Origin of the sequence: Bartonella sp. TT29SHDZB (assembly GCF_042193395.1) — a bacterium.
GTDB lineage: Bacteria > Pseudomonadota > Alphaproteobacteria > Rhizobiales > Rhizobiaceae > Bartonella.
In genome coordinates, this window is the sequence record NZ_JBHILQ010000012.1 from 21,186 (window position 1) to 47,507 (window position 26,322).

Below are 26,322 nucleotides of genomic sequence, written 5' to 3' on the forward strand. Positions count from 1 at the left end.
TTTGTTACACTTCGTTCTTTATGTTATACTCAGTTTTTTAACAAATAAATTGACCTCTTTCTAATTCAGAGAAATTGAAATATCGATCTTAACATCCACTTCAATACACCTATAATGAGAATGAAAAATCTCTTTAAACGAATGTCTTGAAAAGATATTCAACAATATATCACGCATTACTTATGATCTTCGACGCATTGCAAAGCTTAAAATTTATACAATACGCCGAATATATCATGACAATGCCCTTTATCTATTGAACAGCATTGAAGACACTCTTATTTTTCAATTTTACTATAAAAAATATGTGGCGCACTATTCCAAACCCACTTTTTGATATCAGGCGTCATCGCGATAACGGTATATTTCTGAAAGATAAACGCATAAGGTCCTTTTTGCATCAATTCACGTTGTAAATCAGCATAGAGTTGCGCTCGTTTTTGCGGATCTTTTTGAAACAACGCTTCTTCAACTTTTTGATTCATCGTTTCATCCAAATACCCATGCTGCCAACTAGGATAGGCTGTATTTTTAGCCTCAAGCCGATTATCTGGATTATAAACAAGACGTGAAGCCATTGTATGCGGATCCGCAGAATCGTTATTCCATCCGACAAAAATCGTATCAAAAGCCCGTGCATAAAGTTTAGAAAACAACTGTGTACCGGCCATCCGTTCAATTTTAAGACGCACCCCTGCCTTTGCGGCACTATCTTGGAGTGACTGAGCAACTAACACCCTATAAGGAGCATTTGATACGAGAAAATTTGCCTCAAATCCATTCGGATAACCAGCTTCTGCTAAAAGCTGCTTGGCTTTTGCAATATTAAATGTAAAGGGTTGCCCTTCTTTTTCATCTAAAGCCCCAAAGTTGCCAAGAGGAATAAAACTGGCCCGTGGAACACCAACACCTTTGAGAAGCTTCTTGCCAAGACCTTCATAATCTATGAGATAACGCATCGCCAAGCGCACTTTTTCTTTAGCAAAAATAGGATTCGTCGTATTGAATCCCCAGTACATCATAGTTGGCACTAACACTCTTTCAACTTTAACATCTGTTGTTTTTTGCAGATCTGCAAGATCTTCAGGTGTCAAATTACGAGCAACATCAATATCGTGCTTTTGCAACAACAAACGTTGTGTTCCGGGCTCTGCAACATGGCGAATTAAAATCTGCTTCAGTTTAGGCGCTTGTCCCCAATAGTGAGAGCTTGCACGCAACAAAAGAGCTTCTCCAGGGCGCCAACTTTTTAACTGATAAGGACCAACACAAGCAGCATGACTCTTCAAATACTGATTTCCCAAATCACCATCTTTTTCGTGTTTCATAATCGTGTTACGATCAAGCAAAGCTGTTGCAGGACTTGCAACAATATTATTAAGAATAAGTTCTGCTGGATAAGGTTTATCAAATTTCATCACAACTGTTTTCTTATCAGGAGCTTGCAAAGCATCATCAACATTTTGTTCTACAATTCCATATTCATTAAAAATTGCCGCATTACCCATCTTCAATTTGACAACCCGCTTCATACCCCAAACAAGATCATTGGCATTGGCTGATCTGCCATTATTAAACTTCAAACCATCACGCAAATGAAAAGTAATCACCGTACTGTGATCATCACCTGAAACATCCCAATGCGTTGCTAAAGCAGGAACCATTTTAGCAGGATCATCTGTCGCAGCACTGATCAAGTTATCACAAACGTTGCGAACAATTTCACTTCCATAAACATCATTGAGCTGCGCAGGATCAAATGTACTGATTGCGTCAAGATTCCAAGCCATCACAAGGGTATCAGCGGGTGTTTTTGCTGAAACTTGTTGTGCAACCATCGCCAAAGCTATAAAAGCAGAAACAAGAGAGCTGCTATTTTGTAATATTTTTTTCTTCAAGTTCATAGACTTTTCCTTTTAAAGTTTACTATATAAATTTCCCACACAACAAGCACATGCTTTAATAATAAGGTTAGATGATCCATAAGCGCCTCAAACAAAGTATTAAAACCTTCAAACAACACCACTTACCAACCACGGACTTCTACCCATCCCTATACCAAAACATGCAACAACAAACACTCTGACATACAATGAATACTCCCCCATAACAGAGCCTATTCATGATGTCATAACGCCTACGATTGAAGACTATAAAACCACTATTTTCTCTCTTTTGTCGGGTAAGCTTGCTCTTCTTTCCTTTCGCCTTTTTATGCCATCAAAAGACTCTTCCTTGTTAGCTTAAGCGCCTTAATAACAAAGATCTCTACTAACAATTTGACATTTAAAAAAACAGGAAAATTCACCCATCAACCGACATGACCTCCTCCCCCTACAAGAGGAATTTTGAATTTTTCCATAATCCTCTGCCAAATAACAGCTTTTAAATTATATTTTATTTCTAAATAAAAGGAGCATGGGCTCCCCCTGATATTCCTTTACGCACCCACACATAACAAAACTTTTTTCCACATCGTATTTTAAATACCTCTGCTCCTTTAACAACACTCAATTCATTGCTTACATTTTTTCAGTAAAAAATATCTTTTCAATGCACTAAGGTTGAAATACCTAAATATAATACCTATATAAGCACACCATTATCAGAATAGATAGTCTTTTTTTAAGTAAACTGTCTTAAAATATTATTTCTATACACGACAATAATAAGTTCGTTACAAAATCTTCAATAGACTAAAACTCTCACTCTGATAAAAAATGTCGAAACGTTATAAAATTTCTCTACAAATTTTCAGAAACAAAGGATATTCCTTCATTTCATAAAAAAGTGCCATGAAAATATCGCAAAAAATGCAATAAAACATGTGTATATTTCAAAAACCAGCACTGTTAACCAGAATAAGGTGATAAACTACAAAAAGTAAGAAAAAATAAAAAAATGTTTTTCCTTTATGATATTAACATCGCTGTACTATGATAATACAATAAAAAACACGATCTTCGAAAGTATCTTAGAATGAAGCGAAAAAAAAAATTATTAAATTCTTTTCATGCGTTTCTTGGAGAAAAATTAAGCCGCGTTAGTCTAAAATTGCTTATTCTTTCATTCTTCATTGGCATCGTAATGAATTTTTTGGGATGGACACCTCGAAACCTCATACAAAAAATAGTAGATTTTTTTCAATCACTATGGGAAGCAGGATTTATAACGCTTACAAATTTCTTCCATATAACTATGACGGGAGCTATTGTTGTTGTGCCTATTTTTCTTATCTTACGAATTTTTCATAAAAAATAAAAGCCTTAACATTTTCCTTGCGTTAATCTTTTCGAAAAATCAAACGACATAAAAATCCTGTAGTAATAGCAATAATCACTGCAACAATACCATATAAAAAACGATACTTGTGCGCTGCATAAAAAATTGTATAAGCAATATGTGCTTTAACAATTTCAAGAGTCGTTGTTGCACTATCAATAAACTGTCCATCACGAAAAAGATAAGCACGGACCTTATAATGTCCAACAGGAATATTGGTTGGCAAACGAAAATGTGCAGTAAAAAGCGTGTCAGAACCAAAACGAACACCCCCTACTTCCTCATAATAAAGGTTTTTAGCTTTTTGCAATTTTATAAGTTCATCGCGAAAGATCTGTATTTTTTTCTGATCTTGTTCATCCGTCTGCAATGGCAAATAGAGTAACCCTAACCCTAAGCGTTTATAATCTTCAATGCTCGTAATATCGTCAATTTCACGCGTTGTAACCATAGAGTAAAAAAGAGGAACCTTTTTAAAAATAAGAGAATCTGTATTAACCCATACACCAGCATTACGTTTTTTTTCTCGCATCACCATTGTTCGGTCTTGTCCCTCCAAGCTTACAACAACATCATAACGGTTCTGTCGAGAATATAATGGATCAACATTTTCTAAAACACCAGCAATATAAAGATCACGACCAGCAAAATTTGTATCCACAGTAATCGTATTCGTTGTTACGATAATTTGGACAGTTTCGTGATCAACTTGATCAATGAATGTCGCTGTCGTCCCAACATGTGACCATGAGGAAAAAGAAACAAAACAAAAGCAACTTGTAATAATGCATAAAGAAAATAATCTACCCATTTTTATCTCATAAGAACATCCAGAGAGAAAAGATTATCAGGGCGTATAAATAATTGAAAAGCAAGACGCATACACACAATCAACACCAAAAATGCAAGTGCCATACGTAATTGTTCGGCCTTTAACTTCCGTCCAGCTCGTGTTCCATATTGCGCACCAATACTGCCTCCCAGCATTAATAAAAAAGCTAGGACAATATCAACGGACTGATGAGTCATACTTTGCAAGACTGTCGTGAAAGAAGACACAAATGTGATCTGAAACAGTGAAGTTCCAATCACCACATTGGTTGGAACACGCAGAAGGTAAATCAATGCTGGTACCATAAAGAACCCCCCACCAATTCCCATAATAGAAGACAACAACCCCACAATGAGACCAATCCCTAAAACTGGAATAATGCTGACATATATCATAGATGTCCGAAAACGCATTTTTAACGGTAAGCGATGAATCCAGTTATGTCGACCCGCAAGACGAATATTGGCTTTTCCTGCCTTACGCTTGCGCATCATATCATACCAACTTTCAACAATCATCAAGCTTCCTACACTTCCAAGAAGAATTACATAAAGAAGGGAAATCATTAAGTCTAATTGACCTAATTTTTTTAAAACAGAAAAAATTTGAATCCCGATTAAAGAACCACCCCCTCCTCCAATCGCCAAAAGAATACCAAGTTTGATATCGAGCGTACGTCTTCTAAAATGTGTAATCGCCCCTGTTACAGATGACGCAATCATCTGGTTTGCACCTGTTCCAACAGCAATAGCAGGAGGGATATTATAAAAAATCAATAAAGGTGTAATAAGAAAACCGCCCCCAATTCCAAAAAGACCAGAAAAAAAACCAGCAACGACTCCCATACCAATCAAAATCAGCATATTGAGTGACATTTCAGCAATTGGTAAATAAATACTCACTTACAGAACCTTCAAGATAATCTGAGGCTTTTTAACAATTGGAAAAATCTTTCTCCAATTATCCTCTTTTTCTAATAATCTTTGTTGCGTGTTTAAAAGGATAATTTTAGTTGCTATACAACTTTCGCATAATCCACGAATGCGCAATACATTTCACATCTATTAACATCAACATCATAAAAACTAAAAAAAGCGAGCTCCTTTTAAAAAGCTGTAAAGACATAACGTTATCGCTACCATAAATGCAACGATTAAAAAACAAAGAACACTTTTTTTTACCAAATGAGATAAAAACGAGACACTCCCCCGTGACTGCCCCTTTAAAGAAGAAAAATCATTTTCAATGCAATGATTAGGTGCCTGAACACCCATATCCTTTTCTTCTATCACAGCACACTCTACGGCTCCCTCAACCTTTTGAAAAGAAGGTTTCAGAGTATTATTTAGCAAAGAGCTTTTATTTTCTTTCTGCACCGCATTTTCAACATTTGTTTGGAGTGGAATTATACCGTTTTGTCTCGAAAAATTTTGAACTTTTTGAAGTGATAAACGTTCTTTATTTCCCTCACATTCCATATGAGCAAGTTTTTGTACAACAGAATCAGGTGATTTTGAACGAGGACCACGTCGTGTTAGTGCTGCTTCTTCTAAGCTCTTTTTTTCACTCTGCAAACTTTGAACAATTGTTTTAATCTGCTCTAAAGACTGGAAAAGCTTTTTTTCCCTTTGACGACGGATATAATATTCAGCCAAAATGGCCCGACTAATATCATCTAAGTAAGATTTAAAATGCTCTTCTAAAGACCCCTGCTGTATCAAAGAACGGGAAGAATGCTTCATTTGCATTTGTGCATGAACAGTGCGTAATTTTTGAGCAATATCAGACATCGTTACGTCCATAGGCGCATCCCTTCTCTCTTTCTGCTCAACAAAAGAAGAGAATTTATCGTTCCTAACCTGATTGATCGTATGACCCTTCGTATTCACAAACGCTTACCCCTCATTAACTTTCTGAAAAGAATCGCACAAATGATGAGTAAAGTGTGCTCTATTTTAGTAAATAGAGCTTTAAGAACGCTAAAAAACTTTTTTCCAGAAATATTTTTGCCCTATCTTCACCCCAAATATTTGAAAGAAGGCTTTTTAATTTTTCTTCCTTCAAGATTTGAAAAGCAAAATCATTCTCTCATTTTTATTTTTTTCACTTATTTTTCATTGCATAAAGCCCCTATTGCACCATCATAAACAGAGCATATAAAATGAAAAAAGAATATTCTCACAAAACAAATTGATTTTTTTACTTTTTATTCAAGCAAATAAGGCAATTATGGCAATGCAAAAGATATGAAAATTGAAAATGACGAAAAGAAAGTACAAGTAAACGTAAAAAAAGCTTATATGAAAGAAAACACAAGTTATAAATGAGACTCCATTCTAAACAATTTTGTTTCTTATGAGTATTCCTATAGACTTGTATTCATACAAATAAGAGGATCATCATGAAAATAATTGTCGCTGTCAAACGTGTTGTGGATTATAACATCAAGATACGCGTCAAGCCCGATAGCACAGGCGTTGATCTGTCTCACGTAAAAATGTCTATGAATCCTTTTGATGAGATAGCCGTAGAGGAAGCAATTCGCCAGAAAGAATCCGGTAAAATTTCAGAAGTTGTTCTTGTTTCAATTGGACCAGAAGCAGCCCAAGAAACTCTACGAACAGGACTTGCAATGGGGGCTGATCGCGCACTTCTTGTCACCACGGATCAAACACTTGAACCCTTAGCAATTGCTAAGGTTCTCAAAGCCATTGTTGATGAAGAAAAACCTGATATGGTCTTTTTAGGAAAACAAGCGATTGATGACGATAGCAACCAAACAGGACAAATGCTCGCCGCTCTTCTTGGGTGGGGACAGGCAACTTTTGCCTCACATCTTAACATAGAAAATGGGCATGCGACAGTTATTCGTGAAGTTGATAATGGAACACAAACCCTTTCTCTTCCCCTTCCCATGGTTATGACCGCCGATCTACGGCTCAATGAACCGCGCTACACCTCTCTCCCTAATATCATGAAAGCAAAAAAGAAAATCATTGAACAAAAAGCGCTGACTGATCTTGGCATCGATACGAAAGCACGCTTAATAATTTTAAGCGTTGAAGAACCCAACCCCCGTCAATCTGGTATTAAAGTAGCGAATGTAGAAGAGCTTGTCAGTGCGCTAAAACAAAAAAACTGCATTTAATATTCTCACCATTAGCGTAAAAGCAACACTCACATAAAAAGGCAAAAATTTATGGCAACTCTTTTATTGGCCGATCATAATATAGAAGAAACCGCAAAAGCACTCACCGCAGCGCGCGCACTCAGTAACGATATCGATATTTTGCTTTGCGGAGAAAAAATTCAAACGATAGCGGAAAACAGTGCTAAACTTAATGGTGTGCGGCAAATTCTTATTGCCGAAGCAGACTATTTAGCCCATCAACTCGCCGAACCTATAGCAGACACAATTCTCACATTAGCAAATGATTACGATGTGATCATGGCTGCATCCAGCAGCACTGGGAAAAATGTGATGCCACGCGTAGCAGCTCTTCTTGATCTTATGCAAATTTCAGATATTACCGCCGTTCTTTCTCCCGATACTTTCAAACGACCAATTTATGCAGGCAATGCATTTGAAACTGTACGCACCAATGATCACAAAAAGATTATAACAGTTCGCACCGCTTCTTTCACACCAACACCTTCCCAAAATAATTCTGCTCCCATTAAAACAATAACGCCAGCTGCCAATCCAAATCTTTCTTCTTTCGTAAAAGAAGAAACCAACAAAAGTGATCGTCCTGATCTTACCTCAGCCCGTGTTATTATATCAGGCGGACGCGGTCTTGGTTCTCAAGAGCAATTTATGGCACTTCTTCTTCCCCTTGCAAACAAATTAAATGCCGCTTTGGGTGCCAGTCGCGCAGCAGTGGACGCAGGCTATGCGCCCAATGATTGGCAAATTGGACAAACAGGAAAAGTCGTTGCCCCTGAACTCTATATTGCCGTTGGCATTTCCGGTGCAATCCAACATTTAGCCGGTATAATGGATGCACAAATTATTGTTGCCATTAATAAAGATGAAGAAGCTCCCATCATGCAAATTGCCGATTATGCTCTTGTAGGTGACCTCCATCAAATTATTCCAGAATTGGAGAAAGCTTTATAAACCATGAAAGCACCTCTGCATGACCAGCGTGAAAGTATGGAGTTTGACATAGTCATTGTCGGAGCAGGACCTGCAGGGCTTTCTGCCGCAATTCGTTTGAAACAAATTAACCCTGAGCTTTCTATCGCAATTATTGAAAAAAGTACCGAAGTTGGTGCACATATCCTCTCTGGCGCAGTTGTTGACCCCATTGGTATCAATACACTCTTACCAGAATGGCGAAATGACAATGACCATCCCTTCACGACCCTTGTTACCCGTGACCAGTTTTTTTTTCTAAAACCTCAAAAGGCTACAATATTTCCCAATATTTTGCATCCCAAAATCTTATCAAATGACGGGTGTTATATCGTTTCGCTTGGAAACGTCTGCCGCTGGCTAAGCAAAAAAGCTGAAGCATTGGGTGTTGAAATCTATCCTGGTTTTGCCGTAACAGAGACCATTCAAAACGATAACAGAGCGATCATTGGTGTTCTCACCGGTGATATGGGGCTTAACAAAGATGGAAGCCACGGAAAAAATTATATGCCTGGTATGGCTTTATTGGCAAAATATACTTTAATTGCGGAAGGAGCACGCGGCTCAATTGCAAAACAACTGATACAACATTTTAATCTTAGCAAAAACCGTGAACCACAAAAATTCGGTCTTGGTCTCAAAGAGCTCTGGGAAATTGATCCCCACAAACACCAACGCGGTTTAGTACAACATTTCACCGGTTGGCCCTTAGACAATAATACCGGGGGTGGTGGCTTTATTTATCACCAAGAAAACAATATCATTTCTGTCGGTTTTGTTGTACACTTAGATTACAAAAATCCTTATCTTTCTCCCTTTGAAGAATTTCAACGTTTTAAAACACATCCAAAACTCTATGAAATCTTCAAAGGTGCAAAACGTCTTTCCTATGGTGCACGTGTTATCAGCGAGGGAGGTTGGCAATCTGTACCAAAACTCACCTTTCCTGGTGGAGCACTTATTGGCTGCTCTGCTGGATTTGTTAATGTTCCGCGTATCAAAGGATCACATAATGCCATCTTATCTGGCATATTAGCTGCCGATAAAATCGCTACCGCTCTTGCACAAGGGCGTGCCCATGATGAGGTGAAAGAAATCGAAGAACAGTGGCGAAAAGGGCTCATTGGCAAAGATCTTTATAAAGTGCGAAATGCCAAACCACTCTGGGCAAAATATGGGACAAAATATGGAATTAAACTTGCCGGTTTTGATATGTGGTGGCAACAACTGTTCGGATTTTCCTTATTTAAAACACTCTCCCATGGAAAAGAAGATTATGCATGCCTTGAACCTGCAAAAAAATTTCAACCCATTGCTTACCCAAAACCAGATGGTGTTGTAACCTTTGATCGCCTTTCAAGTGTTGCCCTTTCCAATACACACCATGAAGAAAATCAACCTTGCCATTTAAAAATAGCCTCATTAAAAAAACAAAAGGACTCTGAATATGCAATCTACGGAGGACCTTCCACAAACTATTGCCCCGCCGCTGTCTACGAATGGCTAGAGGATAATGACCATCTGACTTATATGATCAACGCTTCAAATTGCATACATTGTAAAACATGCGACATCAAAGATCCGAACCAAAATATCACTTGGACCTGTCCGCAAGGCAATGAGGGCCCCTTCTATCCTAATATGTAACCCTCACTATATGATTATTGTTCTTTCTCCTAAATTGAAATATTTCCCTCAGATCAGAAATCTATCAATCATCTTCCTATATAGGTTCTTTCATAATGTAAAATGGACTCTATTCTCATATAAAATACTCTCCTCACTGCATGACTTTTTTCAATAAAAAAACAAGAATGAAGATATCTTGACCATTCTGCTATAAAAATACAGACACTGCTCTCAACAGTCTGTACAAAGGCAAAGCTGTGGCTCTACTTTGCTCCCTCCCCCATGATCCAAAATGGATTTATCCCCCTCAAAGAAAACTCCATCGTTTCAAAAAGCCAAGAATAAAACCCATGGAGATATGCTTCGAGTTTGTTTTATCTCCTATCCTTTGCCAAGCAATTTTCACTAAAGGAGACCACGGATGAATGTAGAAAAAAGAAAATATTGCATGACACAGAGCATGCTTATTTAATCACTCTCAATGTTTCTACTGATAAAGATATCCCCAAATCTAAGTATCACATAAACTTTTTACGCTCAAATCAAGGGTAGTCTATACATTGTCTTGCATCTAACCTTTACAGATGGAATGCAAAGAATGTGTAAAAACACCATAAGAATAAAAAGCCATAAGCGCTATCATTATTGGAAATAATATCTGACAAAACCTAAATGTCTTTCCAATTCATGACCATTCTATTACGCGTTTTATAGCGTATTTTCTTTATAAAGCTTGTACTTTCTCTGTAGCTTGTAAATCAACATCCAAATCGAACACAAGCGGCATATATGAAAGAAAGATAAAGGTGAATGAAAGCGAGTCATTCCAACTTTTGTATCCTGAGCAAAAATCTTGCATATTCTATTTAAATTTTCCCTGAAATGAAAATACAGCTTCACTGAGTAAGAATATGAGGTCTGAAAGGAAGAAATCTGTTTCACATCTTTATCATCATCTTTTCATGCGGTTTTACGACTTTCAAAAACATCACACTATCTTTTAAAAAAGAGAGATTACGTATTATCCCTGCTTTTATGACTTGCATTTTTTATGGGAGCATATCCTTCAAAAAAATAAAACGCCCAAAATTAAAACAAACTTGTATTGCTTATCTATGGATTTATTTTTAAAAGATAGCTCTCAATATATATCGAACAATTCTTTCGCGATAAATCTTGAGAAAAATATCTCGTATTCTCGTAAATGAATAGTTCCATATTTACGCAATAAAAAGTATAAACCGGCAGCATCACTTTCTTTGCTAACTCCAATGTTGCGATAGCCTTTGCTTTAAGAGAGCTCAAAAAGGCATTTTACTCCTTTTTTACTCATCTTCAACGACACACCAATCCTCCTTGTGATGCATACAAATGATTTTAATTCATTGATGATAAGAGGCGTTAAAATGAGATAATTTTACGATATTTAAGGCGCCTACTCTATAGGCAAAAAATAACAAATTATCCATTATAAATCAAATAATTAAGATAAAAATGAACCTTGAAAGTTTTTAAGATATTCTTTATATCTGTTAAGGGGGAAGAGAATAGGACAAAATGAAATATTTTGCTAAGAAGGGCTTATATTTGATCAATAACGATATAGCGAGTTGTTTGTGTTTTAAAAGGATCTGCTGACGTTTACTCAGAAGAACAGTTTGAATATCAATAGAGCATTTGAAAGATGGGCGTTATGGAAATAATTGAGAAAGTTTAGCTTGTAAAAGAGCACAACCAAGCGTGAAATATAGGCACAGGTAAAATTGTTTTTGGTTCTCAAAGGAAAAACTTTATAGAAAATTATAGAGCTGATAGGATATTGGATACATCTGGAGTCTGTTTTTTTGAAAAAGATCATGCTGACCAAAACAGATGATAATGTTAGTGAATATGAAGGTAAAACTATTGTATTGTGGGAGTATCAACTATTCGAGCAAAGTAAGCCTTTGTAATGATAAAAAATGTACTGGTAAAAAATGAACAAAAATGGCTTATAAAGCTTATGAGTATGAATAAAAATCTTGTGGTGAGGGGAATTTGATGAAAAGAAAAGAGCATGTGTGAAAAAGCATATTTTATAGGTGCGCATGCTTATTCTGCCCCCGTTATAGAACCAGGGCTTTATCTTGTAGCAACGCCTATTGGAAATCTTGCAGATATTACGCTTCGTGCTTTGCAAGTGCTTGCAGGAATTGATATTTTAGCGTGTGAAGATACGCGGGTAACACGTGTTTTGTTGCAACGTTATGGTATTCAGAAAAAAACTTTTCTTTATCATGAATATAATGCGCAAAAAGCGGGGCCGAAGCTCTTAGCCGCTTTGGCAGAAAATAAAACGGTAGCGCTTGTTTCCGATGCGGGAACGCCACTTATTTCTGATCCCGGATTTCGATTGGTAGAAAAGGCACGTAAAGCTGGTCATAAAATTATTCCGATCCCTGGAGCATCAGCTCTTTTAACCGCTCTTATACCAACAGGGCTTCCTACGGATAGCTTTTTCTTTGCAGGTTTTTTGAGTGCACGCAAGCGACAGCGTCAAAAACGATTGGAACAATTAAAAGAGATTCCAGCGACTTTGATTTTTTATGAATCACCGCATCGTCTTGTTGAAACTTTACAGGATATGGTCACGCTTTTTTCGGCTGATCGACCTGCCGCAATTTGTCGTGAATTAACAAAAAAGTTTGAAACAGTGGATGCTTCCAATTTGGGGAATTTGTTGGAATCTTACAAAAAACAATCACATATTCGTGGAGAAATTGTTGTACTTGTTGGAGAATCATCTTCTTCTTTAAACGTGATGAGTGATCAAGAAGTTGATGAAATGTTATTAAAACTCTCGCGGACACATTCTGCTGCTCAGGCAGCAGCTTTGGTTGCAAAAAAGACCGGTTTTAAAAAACAGGAACTTTTTCAGCGGTTAAATTTTTTAAAAAATGCATAAAATTAAGACTATACAAAAAAAACGGAGGCAAAAGTCTTTTTATCGAGGGGTTCGTGCAGAAAAATTGGCAGCTTGGTGGCTACGTTGCAAAGGGTTTCACATTGCCGAAAGGCGTTTTAAAACAAAATGTGGGGAAATTGATTTAATTGCACGACGTGGAAATTTGATTTTAATCGTTGAAGTCAAAGCACGTTCAACATTAGCTGAAGCAATGGAAGCGGTTTCCCGAATGAATGAAAGGCGAATTGAAGCAGCTGCCGATATTTGGCTTGCACGGCAAAAAGATTATGCCCTTTTGTCTGTACGCTTTGATTTAATTGCAATTTTACCTTGGCGTTGGCCACAGCATATCCCTGCATTTTTTACATCTGATCAATAAAAGGCCCCTTCCGTTTTAACCATACTCTATAAAAAACGTTTCGTTTTTATATGCATATGCGTTAAAAAGTGTATAACAATTTGAGCGCTATAAGGAGCGAAATATGGATGATTATGAAAAGTTTGCAACAGGTTTGCTCATTGTTTTTGGAGCGCTGATTATTGGTGGTTTAATGGCAATGCATATTGTACTTATGAATAAACCAGGTTTTTTATTTGCATTAGCCGCAGCTATTGTTGGTTGGTTTTCTGCTTTTGCCGTTCTGTTTGACAAACCAAAAGTCTATTTGGGCTTGATTATTCTTGCTATTTTATGTGTTGCTTCCTCAATTAGCATTTATGTTAGTTAAAACACATAAACTGTTAATTGAGATTCCTTTTAAAATATAAAACTGAGGAAGAGAAATGAAACTTGGCTTTTTGGGAACGGGCACAATCAGTGCTTCAATGGTCAATGGCCTCATGACAAGCACCTTTGACATTTCTTCCATTATTGTTTCACCGCGCAATGCACAAACAGCAGAGCATCTTTCACACACGTATGATAAGGTTATGATTGCTGAAAATAACCAAGCGTTGCTCGATGTGAGTGATTGTGTTTTTCTTTGCTTGCCTAACCAAATTGCAGAAAGCGTTTTGCGTTCTCTTCGCTTTCGTCCAGAACAGCTGGTTATTTCCGTACTTGCTATGGCAAAAGCAGCAGAAGTGGAAAAATGGATCAACCATAAAGTTTATCGTGCTGTTCCTCTACCTTTTGTCGCAGAGTGTAAAAATTTGACACCAATTTATCCCGATCATCCCTTTTTACGTGCTCTATTTGATGCATTGGGGGGTACATTGGTACTAGATAAGGAAGAGCAGTTTAATCTTTTTATGACTGCTGGTTCACTTATGGGCGTATATTTTAATTTTTTAGAGACAGCCCATCAATGGTTTATAACACAGGGGTTAAAACAACAGCAATCAGCAGAATTTCTTACCATGATGTTTGGCAATCTTACAGATGAAATGCGTAAAATTATAGCAACAGATTGTTCTACATCTCTCGATTTTGCACGACTTGAAAAAGAGTTTTCAACAAAGGGGGGAACAAATGAATTTTTGTCAAATTGTTTTTCTCATCAAGGGGGAAGAAGTGCTTTAACAACGGCTATTGAAGCTACTTTTCAAAAAATAAATGCTTCTAAAAAGGCTTGACCAGCATTTTTTATCCTCTCAATAAGAGAAAGTTATTGGTATTTTTATTGAGTTTTTCTTGAATATGGATTGATAACATTATCTGCTATACACATTTCAAGAGCAAGATAAACGAGCTTTTTAAACGCCCATCCCTTGTAATTTAAATGAATAGGGATCAATCTTCCGATTGATCTTCAAGCTGTTTTTATCGTAAAAAAGTGATTGTTAAATATTTTTTATAACCTTTTACAATTTTCCTCAATTATTTTCATTTTCTGTCTTCTTCTTTTCGCATCAATGCCAACATCTTTTTCACCTCACTGCTCCAACCGCCCCGATTAAGTCCCCGTTCTTCAGATTACCCAAGTGCATGACTAACTTTTTGTTTGTCACCTCTATACTCCACTCAAACATTAAGGCTTCCCTTTACCCTTACAAAGGTTACACCTATTTTTATGTCTTTTATGATTATATTTTAGCAAATTCTCTTAAACAAACATATCTTCAAAAGAATTTATTTTTTATTTGATCAACAATTTTACGATACAGTTTAGCAAGCTCTTCAGTAGGCTTAGCAACAAAAATAGGGACCCCCTCATCTGAAGAAAATCTTAAAGCTGCATCAAGCGGTATTTCCGCTAAGAAAGGGACTTCTCGACGTTCTGCTTCTGCCCGTGCACCACCATAGCCAAAAATATCATAGCGTTTTCCCGTATCAGGAGCGATAAAATAACTCATATTCTCAATGAGTCCTAGAATAGGAACATTAACTTTCATGAACATTTCTATCGCTTTACGCGCATCCACTAAAGCAAGATCTTGGGGCGTAGAAACAACCAACGCACCTGTTAATTGTACCTGTTGGGCAAGCGTTAATTGTGCATCCCCTGTACCGGGCGGCATATCAACGACTAAAACGTCCAAAGGGCCCCATACAACATCTCGTAACAATTGCGTTACAGCTGCCATAACCATAGGACCGCGCCAGACCACCGGCTTTTCTTCCTCCACCAAAAATCCCATCGACATCAATTTCAGTCCAAATTTTTCAAGAGGTTGAAGCTTTTTTTCTCCAATAAGCTGTGGTTTTTGATTAACAAGTCCTGTCAAACGTGGCAACGAAGGACCATAAATATCAGCATCCATCACCCCCGTCTTGAAACCAGAATCTTGTAAAGCTAAGGCGATATTTATTGCCATCGTAGATTTTCCTACCCCTCCTTTTCCAGAAGCAACAGCAATCACATGCCGCACACCTTCTATGGGCATTTTGATCGGTAAGAGATTTGCTCTCCGTCTAGATGCAGCCTTTGTTGTTTTTTCAGCTGTAAGTGTGACAACAACAGATTCCACGCCCTCCAAGGCACATACCATCTTTTCAGCAGAACGACGCAATGATTCCCATTCTTGCACACCTCCCTCAGGAACTGTAATGGAAAAAAAAACCTTTCCATCAGCAATCAATATTTCTGAAAGAAGCCCCAACGACACAATATCGCTTTCAAGATCTGGTCCTTTGATTGTACGTAACACATTGCGGACAGCCTCACTTGTGATAGGATTCACGTTCTTTCCTCTCTATAAAAATACCAGCAAATACAAGCATAAGAACGAAAACACTTACAGGCTTATCACCTGATAATTTTCTACTTTACTCAGCATTATAAAGTGTACATTACTTATATCTTATCTCTTTAAAAATATGAAACTATCCTTAAATAAAGAAGCTCAAACATAAAATCTGATATAAAATCCTATCAATCATGTTTATGCTACAATCAATTTAATGAATATTCTGATAAAAATTTTGTAAAAAAACTTTTAATATTAAAGGATATTTTAAATTGGCATACAGTAATCAGTCACACTTTCTTTAATTCTTTAATGCCCTAGTCATTTGTTTTTTGTAGATTCAATCGTTATTTTCTGAAACCCTTACAGTATTTTACAAAAAGTGTCACAGACAGTTATTAAGGTGTTTTGTATTCTTTCAAGGGAGAGAAAAACATTCTAAGATTGACTTTTTTTATATTTTTCCTTATGGGTTAACAGCCGTATGATAGGATAAAATTGTTTATCTCGTGCATAACTGCTCATAAAACGAAGATTAAGAAGGGCCGCACTCCGCGGTATTTAAATAAATGAAACGTACTTACCAACCCTCTAAACTTGTCCGTAAACGCCGCCATGGGTTTCGTGCACGCATGGCCACAGCTGGAGGACGTAAAGTTATTGCTGCAAGACGTGCTCGTGGACGTAAGCGGCTCTCTGCTTAACCATTTAAATATTCACAACTATTGAGGATTTCTCATCATTTCTTCGTTGTGAAACTTTCATTATGAACCTCTAATGCCTGCTTGCAGGCATTTAGTGAAATTGCGAAATGTTCTTTTATGAAGAAAAAACATCCCTGTCGTATTCGCAAAAGAGCAGATTTTTTGGCTGTCCGTACAGGAGAAAAACGACGTGGTCCTTTATTTCTGCTCGAAGTTAAATCTCGTAAACAAACAACAGAAAAAAAAGATTCTCTTTTTGCACGCGTAGGCTTCACTGTTACCCGTAAAAACGGTAATGCTGTGAAACGTAATCGTATTAAAAGGCGCTTGCGTGAAGCCGTGAGAGTTGGTGTAACAAACCACCTAGAAGCAGGAACAGATTATGTCATTGTAGCGTACCGTGATGTGTTACATGCGCCTTTTACATCCTTAATTAGTGAGTTAAATCGGCGAATAAAACCAAAAATAAAACATCAGAAACAACAACAAGGGTGTACGGATGGAATATAACCGCAATTTCTTTATCGCTATTGGCTTATCTTTCGTAGTGCTCATCGCATGGCAATTTCTTCATGTTGCTCCCAAACAAGCAAAGTTACAAAAACAACAAATCGTCACACAGCAATTGTCAAAACAACAATCAGCTCTTGCTACTACCACGACGGATTTTTCTGACGATGCCTCAACGCATCAAGCTACATCTATCATCGAACAGCCAATGACACCTGAAATTCGGAAAGCTGTATTGGCCAAAACAGAACGTATTGCGATCAAAACCAATGAACTAGAAGGCTCTATTAATCTTGTTGGTGCACAATTCGATGATCTTCACCTCAAAAAATATCGTTTAACAGTCGATAAAAAATCACCGGAAATCGATTTGCTAAACCCTAAAGGTTTTAAAACGACCTACCTTGCTGAATTTGGTTTTGCAAGTGCGTCTTTGCCAGCAAAAGCCTTACCTCAATCGGATACAAAATGGCAAATAGAGGGAAATAATACAATCCTGACTCCTTCAACACCCATCACTTTAATTTATAATAATGGACAGGGACAAATCTTCCGCCGTACCCTTTCTGTTGATGATCATTACATGTTTACCATTGAGGATTCTATCAGCAATGAAGGTGATCAACCAATATATCTCTCATCCTATGCCCGCGTTGCACGTGCAGCGCCACCAGAACATACAAATGCAACCTATTTGCTTCATGAGGGGATGATAGGAATTGCGGGAGATTCGCTCAAAACTGAAAAATATAAAACCTTAGCAGAACTTGATCCAAATCCTGATAATGGGCAAAAGAGCATGACCTTCTCTAAAGTAACAGGAGGTTGGATTGGTATTACCGATAAATATTGGGCCGTAGCAGTCATTCCCCCGCAAAATAAAGAATATACAAGCCGTTTTATTTATTTTGATCGTTTGCAAACACATTATCAATCTGACTTGCTAGGGTCGCCTTTAACGATTGCCCCAAATGAAACAAAAACTGTTACTAATCGTCTTTTTGCTGGTGCAAAACAAGTTGAAATTATTAATAATTATCAAAATAACCTAAAAATCAAAAAGTTTGCTCTTTTAATTGATTGGGGCTGGTTTGATTTCATCACCAAACCAATGTTTTCTCTCATTGATATTCTTTATAAGCAAACAGGAAATTTTGGTATCGCCATACTTCTTGTCACAGTACTCTTAAAAACACTTCTTTTCCCTCTAGCCAATAAATCTTATAAATCTATGGCACGTATGAAGCTTATACAACCGCGGTTGCTAGAAATAAAAGAAAAATATCCCGATGACCGAACCAAACAACAACAAGCAATAATAGACCTGTATAAAACCGAAAAAATTAATCCCCTTGCCGGTTGTTGGCCAATGTTGGTTCAATTCCCAATATTCTTTGCTCTTTATAAAGTTCTCTATATCACCATTGAAATGCGCCATGCGCCTTTCTTTGGCTGGATTCAAGATTTAGCGGCACCCGATCCAACTTCTCTTTTTAACTTGTTTGGTCTCTTGCCATATACAACGCCAACATTTCTTATGATTGGTGCATGGCCTTTGATTATGGGAATAACGATGTTTTTGCAAATGCGTATGAACCCCGCTCCTCAAGACCAAACCCAAGCGATGATATTCACATGGATGCCTATTGTCTTTACTTTTATGCTCGCCTCTTTCCCTGTTGGTCTCGTCATCTATTGGGCATGGAACAATATATTATCAATCATTCAGCAAGGTATCATGATGAAGCGCCAAGGCGTCAAAATTGAGCTTTTTGATAATCTGAAAGCCATCTGGAGAAGATCACCCAAAAAAGAAGTGCGTGAATGACAAGAGATTCTTCCCTTTCTGGAATTTTTTCTCGCAATTGGATTTTTATTCGTGGTGTACCAGCAATACGCTTTCTTCCCCCCGAAGGACCACCGGAAATTGCATTTGCAGGACGTTCCAATGTTGGAAAATCATCTTTAATTAACGCACTCGTCCAACAAAAAAGCTTAGCACGTACCTCAAATACACCAGGACGGACTCAAGAGCTTAATTATTTTGTCCCCGATGGCTTCAGTGGGCAACTAGGAGACCTTCCCCCTCTAGCATTAGTAGATATGCCTGGTTATGGTTTCGCTGCTGCTCCTAAAAATCTGGTTGATGCGTGGACAAATTTGATTTTTAGCTATTTACGGGGGCGCACAACGTTAAAACGTGTATATATCTTGATTGATTCACGGCACGGAATCAAAAATAATGATGAAGATGTTCTTGCTCTCCTTGATAAAGCAGCCGTTTCTTATCAAATTGTTTTGACAAAAAGCGATAAAATCAAATCAAATGCCTTGGAAAAATTAATTATGAGCACACAAACAAAGCTTCTTAAACGCCCAGCAGCTTATCCTGAGCTTCTTGTAACCTCTTCAGAAAAAGCTATCGGTTTAGAAGAATTACGTGCTGCCATTTTGCAAACCATCGCATAAGAGAACAATTCCTAGTTATTAATAATTTATTAATTATAATTGCTAGCAGCTGCTAATAATCTTGTACTTCTAGTCAAGCATCTTTATAAAAATGATTACTTGAAAGAATTTTCTTCAACTCTATTTGATAGTGTAAATTATGCTAACACTTTTTCACTCTCCCCTATCCGCTGCCTCGCGCTTCATACGCCTCATTCTTGGGGAATATGGTGTAACCACTCAACTGATTGAAGAATATGAATGGGCAAGAAGACACGAATTTCTAGCTCTCAATCCCGCTGGTCATGTTCCTGTTTTTCTCGATGAACACGAAGTTCCGTTATCAGGCCCTCTTGTTATCTGTGAATATTTAGACGAAATACATGGAAGTTTACGACAAGAAAATAAGCTCTTTCCGGAAAATCCTTTAGATCGTGCGGAAGTACGCCGTCTCAATGACTGGTTCTTAAATAAATTCGAAAATGAAGCAACGCGCCATATCGTACGAGAACGAATCCATAAACGTGAAATGCCACTTGCCATTGGCGGTGGTGCTCCTAATTCACAAATTTTACGCAATGCACGTGCCAATATTTTACCACATATGAACTATCTTAATTGGCTCTGTGCCTCTCGCGATAGTTTAGTCGGTTCTGCCTTGTCCTATGCAGATCTAGCAGCAGCAGCCTCTATTTCTGTACTTGACTTTCTAGGGGAAATTGACTGGGAACAATCTCCTGCTGCCAAAGACTGGTATATGAGAATTAAATCACGCCCTTCTTTTCGTTCTCTTTTAACAGATCGCGTCCGCGGAATTGTTGCAAGTGCTCACTATGCAGATCTTGATTTCTAGCCTTCTCTCACAAACAAAAATAAAAGTGATATTTTATCTAAAGGATATTTATAGGTTTATGAATTTTTATGCATTTCATATAAATAATACAATAATGCATTGATTTATAATTATATTTAACAGAGAATAAGACCCTTTATAATTGCATCAAAAAAGTCACTTTCTTGTCATGTCATAAAAAAGATTAGTACAGGGAGAGAAAGTATTTAAGAAAGAATTTTAAAGACTCTCTTTAAATACAAGAGCTGTAGCATTATTAGAAGATCGGCAAATAAAATAATAATACTTAACGCATGTTATCCTCCATTCTCCCCAATATATGAAAAAATGTATTGCATAATATATATACTATTTGCTCTATAATAAACAAAACTCATTATGCGTTTTTATAACATAACAATTTTTTCAACTGACTTTCCTCAAGGATGAAGAATCCGACCAACTCTCGTGTGTAAACAATCCAACTTCTTGTTAGTCTCTTGTTTTTACTCCCTTTTTACATGATTTTATTTATGGATAATATATTGATATACAATCATTTTTAACTTAAATCATCAATTCCAAATACTTTTTTCTCATTACCTTCCTCACATTTGAAACAATCAAAATCACTTGCTTATGGGTCACAAATGAAATTGGTAAGTGAAAAAATATTAAAGAAAAGAATGAAAATGCCTAAGTGCCAAGAATTATTAAAACATTAAAGGCTAATAAAACGTATGATAGTGCTGATTTTCTCTTTTCTGAAGCATAAAGATAGTGGCGCAGAATAGATGTTATATTATTTATGGATACTCTCTCGTGATACCACTCATGAACACTATCATAAAATAAGTTTAGAAAAATTGATAAATATTTCTTTAAGAAAAGCGCATGAATTGACAACATAGGTCTATTTTGTTTGGGAGATCTTGTTTTGCATGAAGAACGCTCCCCCTTACAGAACGAAAGAAACAAAAGCGTAAAGTAATACACAATCTTCATTAGGTTTCATAAGCAAACCTTACTTAGGAATATTCATCACCCCCTCTAACGAAAAACATCTCTATTTAAATTTGTAGATCTTATATCACTTGCTCTAAACAACAGTATCTTACAGCACAACAAGATAAATTAAAGCAGAAAAAAATTTTTCTATAAAGAAAAAGAACCATTGGAAAGAAGGCAAGAATTTGCCTATACTGCACAGTAAAGTATCATAAGGAGATAAAAATGCGCCTTACAGTTGTTGGTGCAAATGGAAGAATGGGACGTGAACTCATTACAGCAATCCAGCAGAGGAGAGATGTAGAGCTTTGTGCTGTTCTTGTACGCAAAGGCTCACCGTTTGTAGGAAAAGATGCCAGTGCCTTAATTGGTTCTGATTCTCTTGGGATTAGTATCACTGACAATCCCGAAAATGCCTTTTCTAATACAGAAGGTATTTTAGATTTTTCACAACCAGAAGCCAGTATTCTTTATGCTAACTACGCTGCTCAAAAAAGCCTTGTCCATATTATTGGCACCACAGGATTTAGCAAAACAGAAGAAGAAAAAATTGCAAATTTTGCAAAATATACAACAATTGTCAAATCCGGAAATATGAGCCTTGGAATAAATCTTTTAGCAAACCTTGTAAAGAAAGCCGCTAAAGCATTAGAAGCCGATGATTTTGATATCGAAATTTATGAAATGCATCACGCGAACAAAGTTGACGCCCCTTCTGGAACAGCCATTCTTCTTGGCCAAGCAGCAGCTGAAGGGCGCAATGTTATGCTTAAAAATGTGGGTGTCAACGAACGCAATGGTCATATAGGTAAACGCAAAAAAGGCACCATTGGCTTTTCCTGTTCACGTGGTGGAACAGTTGTTGGAGAACACAGTGTCATTTTTGCCGGTTCCAATGAGCGCATTATTCTTTCACATACAGCGCAAGAACGCTCTATCTTTGCCAACGGTGCATTAAAAGCAGCTTTATGGGCACAAAATCATGAAAGCGGTCTTTATTCAATGTTCGATGTTTTAGGATTGAACGATGAATTTTAAACAATCAATAGAATAGAGGCAATTCATAATGGGACGCATACTTGTACTCATTCGTCATGGACAAAGTGAATGGAATCTCAAAAACCTTTTTACCGGTTGGAAAGATCCCGATTTAACAGAAAAAGGTCATGCAGAAGCGATAGCAGCAGGAGAAAAACTAAAAGAATATGGTTTAAAGTTTGATATCGCTTATACATCTGCCTTACAGAGAGCTCAAAAAACCGCTCAGCACATTTTAGAGCAAATGGGACAATCAGATTTAGAAGTGATAAAAAGTCCCGCATTAAATGAACGTAATTATGGTGATCTTTCTGGTTTAAATAAAGATGAAGTACGCCAACAATGGGGGCAAGAACAAGTGCAAATGTGGCGCCGCTCCTATACGATTGCGCCGCCGAATGGAGAAAGCCTACGCGACACCGGTGCGCGCATCTGGCCTTATTATCTTTACCATATCCAGCCTCATATTTTGCGCTCCCAAACTGTTTTGATCGCAGCACATGGAAACTCTCTTCGTGCTCTTATTATGGCGCTTGAAGGTCTAACTGGTGAGGAAATTATATCTCAAGAATTAGCGACCGGCATTCCTATTATTTACACATTTAATCCGGATTCAACAATTTTATCAAAGACAGTCCTCACACCCTAAACTTCTAACCTTAAACTTCTAAAATCATGATCTCCCTCAAAAATTCAATTCTATCGTTTTAAGCTGAAAAAATAAATTCTATAATTTTATTGACAGAGTTTCTTCATGCGCTTAGATGAATTTTATAAGCCCAGATGGCGGAATTGGTAGACGCGCAGGTTTCAGGTACCTGTGCCGTAAGGCGTGGAGGTTCGAGTCCTCTTTTGGGCACCATTTTGTATCTTTAACATATTAAATATATAGATTTTTTCTTTAAATAACCATTTTTAGACTACTTTTTAGACCACCTTCTACGGTTTATACAACTTTACCTAATTTGTTCTTATTTGCTCCTTATTTTTCTTTGGAGTAAAGGGTAAGATCTCTTTTTTCTCCACCTCACTGCTCTCCCTAGCTTATATGGCTCCGGAAACAACCCCTGAAGCACCCAATTGCGAATCGTTGTTGTGGATACACTAAAAAGCTGTACACACTCACGTGTCGTTGCATATCTATCTCCATCATCAAATATCATCGCATTACCTTTCTCTTTTTTATATTAATTAAATGGGCGGAGGGGCTGGAAGGCATGTGAAGCACTCCAACTTTTAAAAATCTGCAAGTTTATTTTTTAGATGTGTTCAATTTCATATTTCCAATCAGGCAATTGAGTAAGAGCTAATGCGAGTTGTCCTCTATGACACATGCATACATTGGCTTCAAAACAGGTGATTGCAACACGCTTTTTATTTAAAAAAATTTGATATAATTTATTTATTGCACAAGAATTATTCTTGAGAGTTGTATTTTGATAATCTTCAAAAAGGTGGTCATAATCTTTTTGTGTTTTCAAATTTCTTCGTTTTTCAGAAGTAATTCCAAGTTCAGGTATATGCATATATTCAATATCAATGTTGCTTACAGCTTGCTCTAATTGTCTTTTTGAAAATCCGTGTTTTCTACTTATTGGATTTTTACGAACATCACATAAAGTTTTGATATTGTTTTCTATGAGACAACTAAGATAATTCTCAAGGGACTTACCTTCATAGCCAATGGTAAAAAAACAAAATTCCTCATCTTTAGCAGGCTGTATGATAATATGTTTGGTGTTACACACGTTTAATTTCCTTGGTAAATGGGTGGGGGTGCTTAGGAAAGAGGAGAAGGAGAGAGCACCCCCATAGGTTTAAGCAGCTTTTGCCAAAATCTTTTGCATCTCTTGTTCTATTTCCCCTAAAAAGATTTCGACCGCTTTATTGATCTCTTCAATGTGTTTCTCATCACGGAGGACGCGTTTGATTTTCATTCTCAAACCAGTAGATTTGCCTACAAAGTTTGGATTATAGCTCATGAAATCACACCATTTGCGTCCAGTGCATGCCATTTGGAATTGCATCTGTGCGATATATTCAGGTTTGATTTCGTCATAAATAAAAAAACGAAGATGGGTTGTTGATTGTGGACATTTGACTTCGATTAAACCGTCCTCTCCAATCAACCCATCAGGACTAGCCCCCGCCATTTCTATTTTGGGGTGGGGGATAAACCCGCATCTTGTGACTTCTGCGTCATAAATGAATTCATATTCTCTTAAGGCATTCTCTTCATGTTCAATGCCCCATTGCATAGCAGGTGTTGTATAAGATTGGCTTATTCCCTCTATTAAGCGTTCTGTCATGAGTTTGATTTTGTAGTCTTCATATTTGCTTGTAGGCAAACCTTTTGCTGTCTTACTCAGTACTTTGTAAACGTTTGAAGCAGTGACTTTACCCAAGCGCGCTTGAAACCATTCTTCTGTCGTTTGTTCCCTCATGTGCTAATCTTGCGCAGTATTGTCGCGATTTAGAAAGCAGGCTTTATGGTGCTACTGAAAAAGTTTTTATAGCAGTGTGAAAATACCCGTAATTTGGCTTTAGGAGGCAAGCGCATTTCATTCGTGAGAATAGGCAAAACTAGTGAAGAGCAACATAACAGTAGCAATTCAAAAGTGGCTAAAACAGCAAAATAGTGAAAAGTGCTGATGGTTTTGTGATTAGATGTGCGTTTAAATCGACAAAAAGGTACCGTACAAAGCGATTTAAAGATTTTATGATAAAAATCGCAATATAAAAACGCTCTGTACGGTCAAATTTAAGGTAATTTAACCTATTGGTAAAATTATGGACTAAAAACATGAAAATATTAAAAGACCTGTTCTTAAAAAAGCGTAAACAGCCAATGCAAAAAGAGTTTGTTGCAACAGCTGTTGGTTATGTTCCTTGGGGAGACGGAGCGGCAGAGTATTTTTACAACCTCTAAGAATAAGAATATGAAGACGTCACAAGAGAATGTGAAAAATTTGATGGTGGTCAGTATTACACCGTACCCAAAAAGGCAAATTTTAGCACCAAAGCGCAGGTAAAAGCATGGGCTTATGGAGGAGCTGTTCCGAAAAACGTTCTCAATTACGAGCCTCTTATAGATGAGATCAACAAAAGCCTAAAAATTACCGAAAACAGTTTAATTGTATGAATTAGGAGCTTTAATCACATGCTTACACCATTTGGCAAAACCTTATGTAAAATTCGTATTGATCGGATAGAGCGTCTATTAGATATGGCTGAGAAATTAGGCGTATCTATAGCATTTTTATCTTCTGTAAAAATTAGTAAAAATCTGTTTCTGTAGGAATGGAATAAAAAATTATCAAGCTGTACGCTTTAGATCAGGATATAGTTTCTCTCTTAAAAAAAAAGCTTATATTTGTCGTAAGAATTTTACAATGAACTCTTCTGATACACTTAACCATGAAGTTTCTGGAACCTTTGTTAGACTTTTGAAGTCTCTTTCACAATAAGATCTGACAAAGAGCAAAAAACTCATGGAGAAAGTAGAAAAAAACGGTGCTCTCAGAATAGAATACCTTGATCTCCTTATCTTATACACCGCAAACATAATTTTATATATTAAAAAACAATAATACATTTTTGAAATAATTGAATAAATATGCAAATTATGCTAAGATTTTATATGCATAAATTGCTATTCTAATGGGGCTACAAACATACTAAATAAAGTGACTTAATCGGGCACCTTGGTGCTAGTCCCGAAAGCAAAACAATGAATTCTGGAACCGAAGTGGTCAACTTTCGTATGGCAACTTCTGAAAGCTATACGGATAAAAAAACAATCAAAAAGTAGAAAAAACAGAATGGCAT

Annotated in this window: 22 protein-coding genes, 1 tRNA gene and 4 pseudogenes; 19 read left to right on the forward strand and 8 right to left on the reverse strand. The window is 37.0% G+C overall.

Going from position 1 to position 26,322, the window contains the following annotated elements; all coding sequences use genetic code 11:
* Nucleotides 1–278: 278 nt before the first annotated feature.
* Entirely contained in the window at nucleotides 279–1,904 is a 1,626-nt protein-coding gene (locus tag ACFIJJ_RS06635; protein WP_375646396.1) for an ABC transporter substrate-binding protein, read from the reverse strand.
* Nucleotides 1,905–2,979: 1,075 nt separating this feature from the next.
* Between ACFIJJ_RS06635 and ACFIJJ_RS06640 the strand changes: the two genes are divergently transcribed.
* Entirely contained in the window at nucleotides 2,980–3,261 is a 282-nt protein-coding gene (locus ACFIJJ_RS06640) for a DUF6460 domain-containing protein (RefSeq protein WP_375613505.1), read from the forward strand.
* Nucleotides 3,262–3,283: 22 nt separating this feature from the next.
* Here the strand turns inward: ACFIJJ_RS06640 and ACFIJJ_RS06645 are convergent, their stop codons facing one another.
* From ACFIJJ_RS06645 to ACFIJJ_RS06655, 3 genes are all read right to left on the reverse strand, one after another.
* Nucleotides 3,284–4,093 carry a TIGR02186 family protein gene (locus tag ACFIJJ_RS06645; protein WP_375623838.1) on the reverse strand — a complete coding sequence of 270 codons (810 nt, stop codon included), beginning with the start codon at nucleotides 4,091–4,093 and terminating at the stop codon, nucleotides 3,284–3,286.
* Between the two features lie 2 nt (nucleotides 4,094–4,095).
* Complete coding sequence (locus ACFIJJ_RS06650; RefSeq protein ID WP_375623836.1) at nucleotides 4,096–5,016, reverse strand: sulfite exporter TauE/SafE family protein; 921 nt, start codon at nucleotides 5,014–5,016, stop codon at nucleotides 4,096–4,098.
* A 183-nt stretch (nucleotides 5,017–5,199) separates the two neighbouring features.
* Complete coding sequence (locus tag ACFIJJ_RS06655; RefSeq protein WP_375623834.1) at nucleotides 5,200–6,003, reverse strand: hypothetical protein; 804 nt, start codon at nucleotides 6,001–6,003, stop codon at nucleotides 5,200–5,202.
* A 512-nt stretch (nucleotides 6,004–6,515) separates the two neighbouring features.
* Here ACFIJJ_RS06655 and ACFIJJ_RS06660 point away from each other — a divergent pair.
* The 7 genes from ACFIJJ_RS06660 to ACFIJJ_RS06690 all read left to right on the forward strand — a co-directional run bounded on the left by ACFIJJ_RS06660 (nucleotide 6,516) and on the right by ACFIJJ_RS06690 (nucleotide 14,400).
* The gene (locus tag ACFIJJ_RS06660) at nucleotides 6,516–7,262 is read left to right on the forward strand and encodes an electron transfer flavoprotein subunit beta/FixA family protein (RefSeq protein ID WP_375646398.1); all 747 of its coding nucleotides are present in this window, start codon (nucleotides 6,516–6,518) and stop codon (nucleotides 7,260–7,262) included.
* A gap of 51 nt (nucleotides 7,263–7,313) precedes the next feature.
* The gene (locus ACFIJJ_RS06665; protein ID WP_375623830.1) at nucleotides 7,314–8,234 is read left to right on the forward strand and encodes an electron transfer flavoprotein subunit alpha/FixB family protein; all 921 of its coding nucleotides are present in this window, start codon (nucleotides 7,314–7,316) and stop codon (nucleotides 8,232–8,234) included.
* Between the two features lie 3 nt (nucleotides 8,235–8,237).
* Nucleotides 8,238–9,899: a 4Fe-4S dicluster domain-containing protein gene (locus ACFIJJ_RS06670; RefSeq protein WP_375623828.1), complete on the forward strand. Its 1,662-nt coding sequence runs from the start codon at nucleotides 8,238–8,240 to the stop codon at nucleotides 9,897–9,899.
* Nucleotides 9,900–11,937: 2,038 nt separating this feature from the next.
* Nucleotides 11,938–12,825 carry a 16S rRNA (cytidine(1402)-2'-O)-methyltransferase gene (gene rsmI, locus ACFIJJ_RS06675; protein WP_375623826.1) on the forward strand — a complete coding sequence of 296 codons (888 nt, stop codon included), beginning with the start codon at nucleotides 11,938–11,940 and terminating at the stop codon, nucleotides 12,823–12,825.
* Between the two features lie 10 nt (nucleotides 12,826–12,835).
* Nucleotides 12,836–13,204, forward strand: a complete 369-nt coding sequence (locus ACFIJJ_RS06680; RefSeq protein WP_375623865.1) for a YraN family protein — start codon at nucleotides 12,836–12,838, stop codon at nucleotides 13,202–13,204.
* A gap of 103 nt (nucleotides 13,205–13,307) precedes the next feature.
* Nucleotides 13,308–13,553, forward strand: a complete 246-nt coding sequence (locus ACFIJJ_RS06685) for a hypothetical protein (RefSeq protein ID WP_375607294.1) — start codon at nucleotides 13,308–13,310, stop codon at nucleotides 13,551–13,553.
* A 55-nt stretch (nucleotides 13,554–13,608) separates the two neighbouring features.
* Nucleotides 13,609–14,400: a pyrroline-5-carboxylate reductase gene (locus ACFIJJ_RS06690; RefSeq protein WP_375646399.1), complete on the forward strand. Its 792-nt coding sequence runs from the start codon at nucleotides 13,609–13,611 to the stop codon at nucleotides 14,398–14,400.
* Nucleotides 14,401–14,886: 486 nt separating this feature from the next.
* Here the strand turns inward: ACFIJJ_RS06690 and ACFIJJ_RS06695 are convergent, their stop codons facing one another.
* Nucleotides 14,887–15,948 (reverse strand): Mrp/NBP35 family ATP-binding protein, encoded by a 1,062-nt coding sequence (locus tag ACFIJJ_RS06695; RefSeq protein ID WP_375623822.1) that lies wholly within the window; start codon nucleotides 15,946–15,948, stop codon nucleotides 14,887–14,889.
* Nucleotides 15,949–16,523: 575 nt separating this feature from the next.
* Between ACFIJJ_RS06695 and rpmH the strand changes: the two genes are divergently transcribed.
* The 8 genes from rpmH to ACFIJJ_RS06735 all read left to right on the forward strand — a co-directional run bounded on the left by rpmH (nucleotide 16,524) and on the right by ACFIJJ_RS06735 (nucleotide 23,356).
* Nucleotides 16,524–16,658, forward strand: a complete 135-nt coding sequence (gene rpmH, locus ACFIJJ_RS06700) for a 50S ribosomal protein L34 (protein ID WP_005864709.1) — start codon at nucleotides 16,524–16,526, stop codon at nucleotides 16,656–16,658.
* Between the two features lie 117 nt (nucleotides 16,659–16,775).
* Nucleotides 16,776–17,168, forward strand: a complete 393-nt coding sequence (gene rnpA / locus ACFIJJ_RS06705; protein WP_375623819.1) for a ribonuclease P protein component — start codon at nucleotides 16,776–16,778, stop codon at nucleotides 17,166–17,168.
* Nucleotides 17,158–18,996, forward strand: coding sequence for a membrane protein insertase YidC (gene yidC / locus ACFIJJ_RS06710; protein ID WP_375623817.1), 1,839 nt, complete (start codon nucleotides 17,158–17,160; stop codon nucleotides 18,994–18,996). Before rnpA ends, yidC begins: the two co-directional genes overlap by 11 nt.
* Nucleotides 18,993–19,637, forward strand: coding sequence for a ribosome biogenesis GTP-binding protein YihA/YsxC (gene yihA / locus ACFIJJ_RS06715; protein WP_375623815.1), 645 nt, complete (start codon nucleotides 18,993–18,995; stop codon nucleotides 19,635–19,637). Before yidC ends, yihA begins: the two co-directional genes overlap by 4 nt.
* A gap of 139 nt (nucleotides 19,638–19,776) precedes the next feature.
* Nucleotides 19,777–20,469: a glutathione S-transferase family protein gene (locus ACFIJJ_RS06720; RefSeq protein WP_375623813.1), complete on the forward strand. Its 693-nt coding sequence runs from the start codon at nucleotides 19,777–19,779 to the stop codon at nucleotides 20,467–20,469.
* A 1,212-nt stretch (nucleotides 20,470–21,681) separates the two neighbouring features.
* Nucleotides 21,682–22,494: a 4-hydroxy-tetrahydrodipicolinate reductase gene (gene dapB, locus ACFIJJ_RS06725; protein ID WP_375623811.1), complete on the forward strand. Its 813-nt coding sequence runs from the start codon at nucleotides 21,682–21,684 to the stop codon at nucleotides 22,492–22,494.
* A gap of 28 nt (nucleotides 22,495–22,522) precedes the next feature.
* A complete protein-coding gene (locus tag ACFIJJ_RS06730; protein WP_375623809.1) occupies nucleotides 22,523–23,143 on the forward strand; it encodes a 2,3-bisphosphoglycerate-dependent phosphoglycerate mutase in 621 nt (206 codons plus the stop codon).
* A 128-nt stretch (nucleotides 23,144–23,271) separates the two neighbouring features.
* Nucleotides 23,272–23,356, forward strand: a tRNA-Leu gene (locus ACFIJJ_RS06735).
* A 98-nt stretch (nucleotides 23,357–23,454) separates the two neighbouring features.
* Here ACFIJJ_RS06735 and ACFIJJ_RS06740 read toward each other — a convergent pair.
* The 3 genes and pseudogenes from ACFIJJ_RS06740 to ACFIJJ_RS06750 all read right to left on the reverse strand — a co-directional run bounded on the left by ACFIJJ_RS06740 (nucleotide 23,455) and on the right by ACFIJJ_RS06750 (nucleotide 24,938).
* Nucleotides 23,455–23,657 (reverse strand): annotated as a pseudogene (locus ACFIJJ_RS06740) (helix-turn-helix transcriptional regulator).
* Nucleotides 23,658–23,753: 96 nt separating this feature from the next.
* A complete protein-coding gene (locus ACFIJJ_RS06745) occupies nucleotides 23,754–24,242 on the reverse strand; it encodes a DUF488 family protein (protein WP_375646400.1) in 489 nt (162 codons plus the stop codon).
* 69 nt (nucleotides 24,243–24,311) lie between these two features.
* Complete coding sequence (locus ACFIJJ_RS06750) at nucleotides 24,312–24,938, reverse strand: lambda exonuclease family protein (protein ID WP_375646402.1); 627 nt, start codon at nucleotides 24,936–24,938, stop codon at nucleotides 24,312–24,314.
* A 359-nt stretch (nucleotides 24,939–25,297) separates the two neighbouring features.
* On the opposite strand from ACFIJJ_RS06750, the pseudogene ACFIJJ_RS06755 reads away from it, so the two are divergent.
* From ACFIJJ_RS06755 to ACFIJJ_RS06765, 3 pseudogenes are all read left to right on the forward strand, one after another.
* Nucleotides 25,298–25,636 (forward strand): annotated as a pseudogene (locus ACFIJJ_RS06755) (hypothetical protein).
* Between the two features lie 18 nt (nucleotides 25,637–25,654).
* Nucleotides 25,655–26,032 (forward strand): annotated as a pseudogene (locus ACFIJJ_RS06760) (XRE family transcriptional regulator).
* Between the two features lie 136 nt (nucleotides 26,033–26,168).
* A pseudogene (locus ACFIJJ_RS06765) lies at nucleotides 26,169–26,322 on the forward strand (single-stranded DNA-binding protein); the annotation flags it as partial.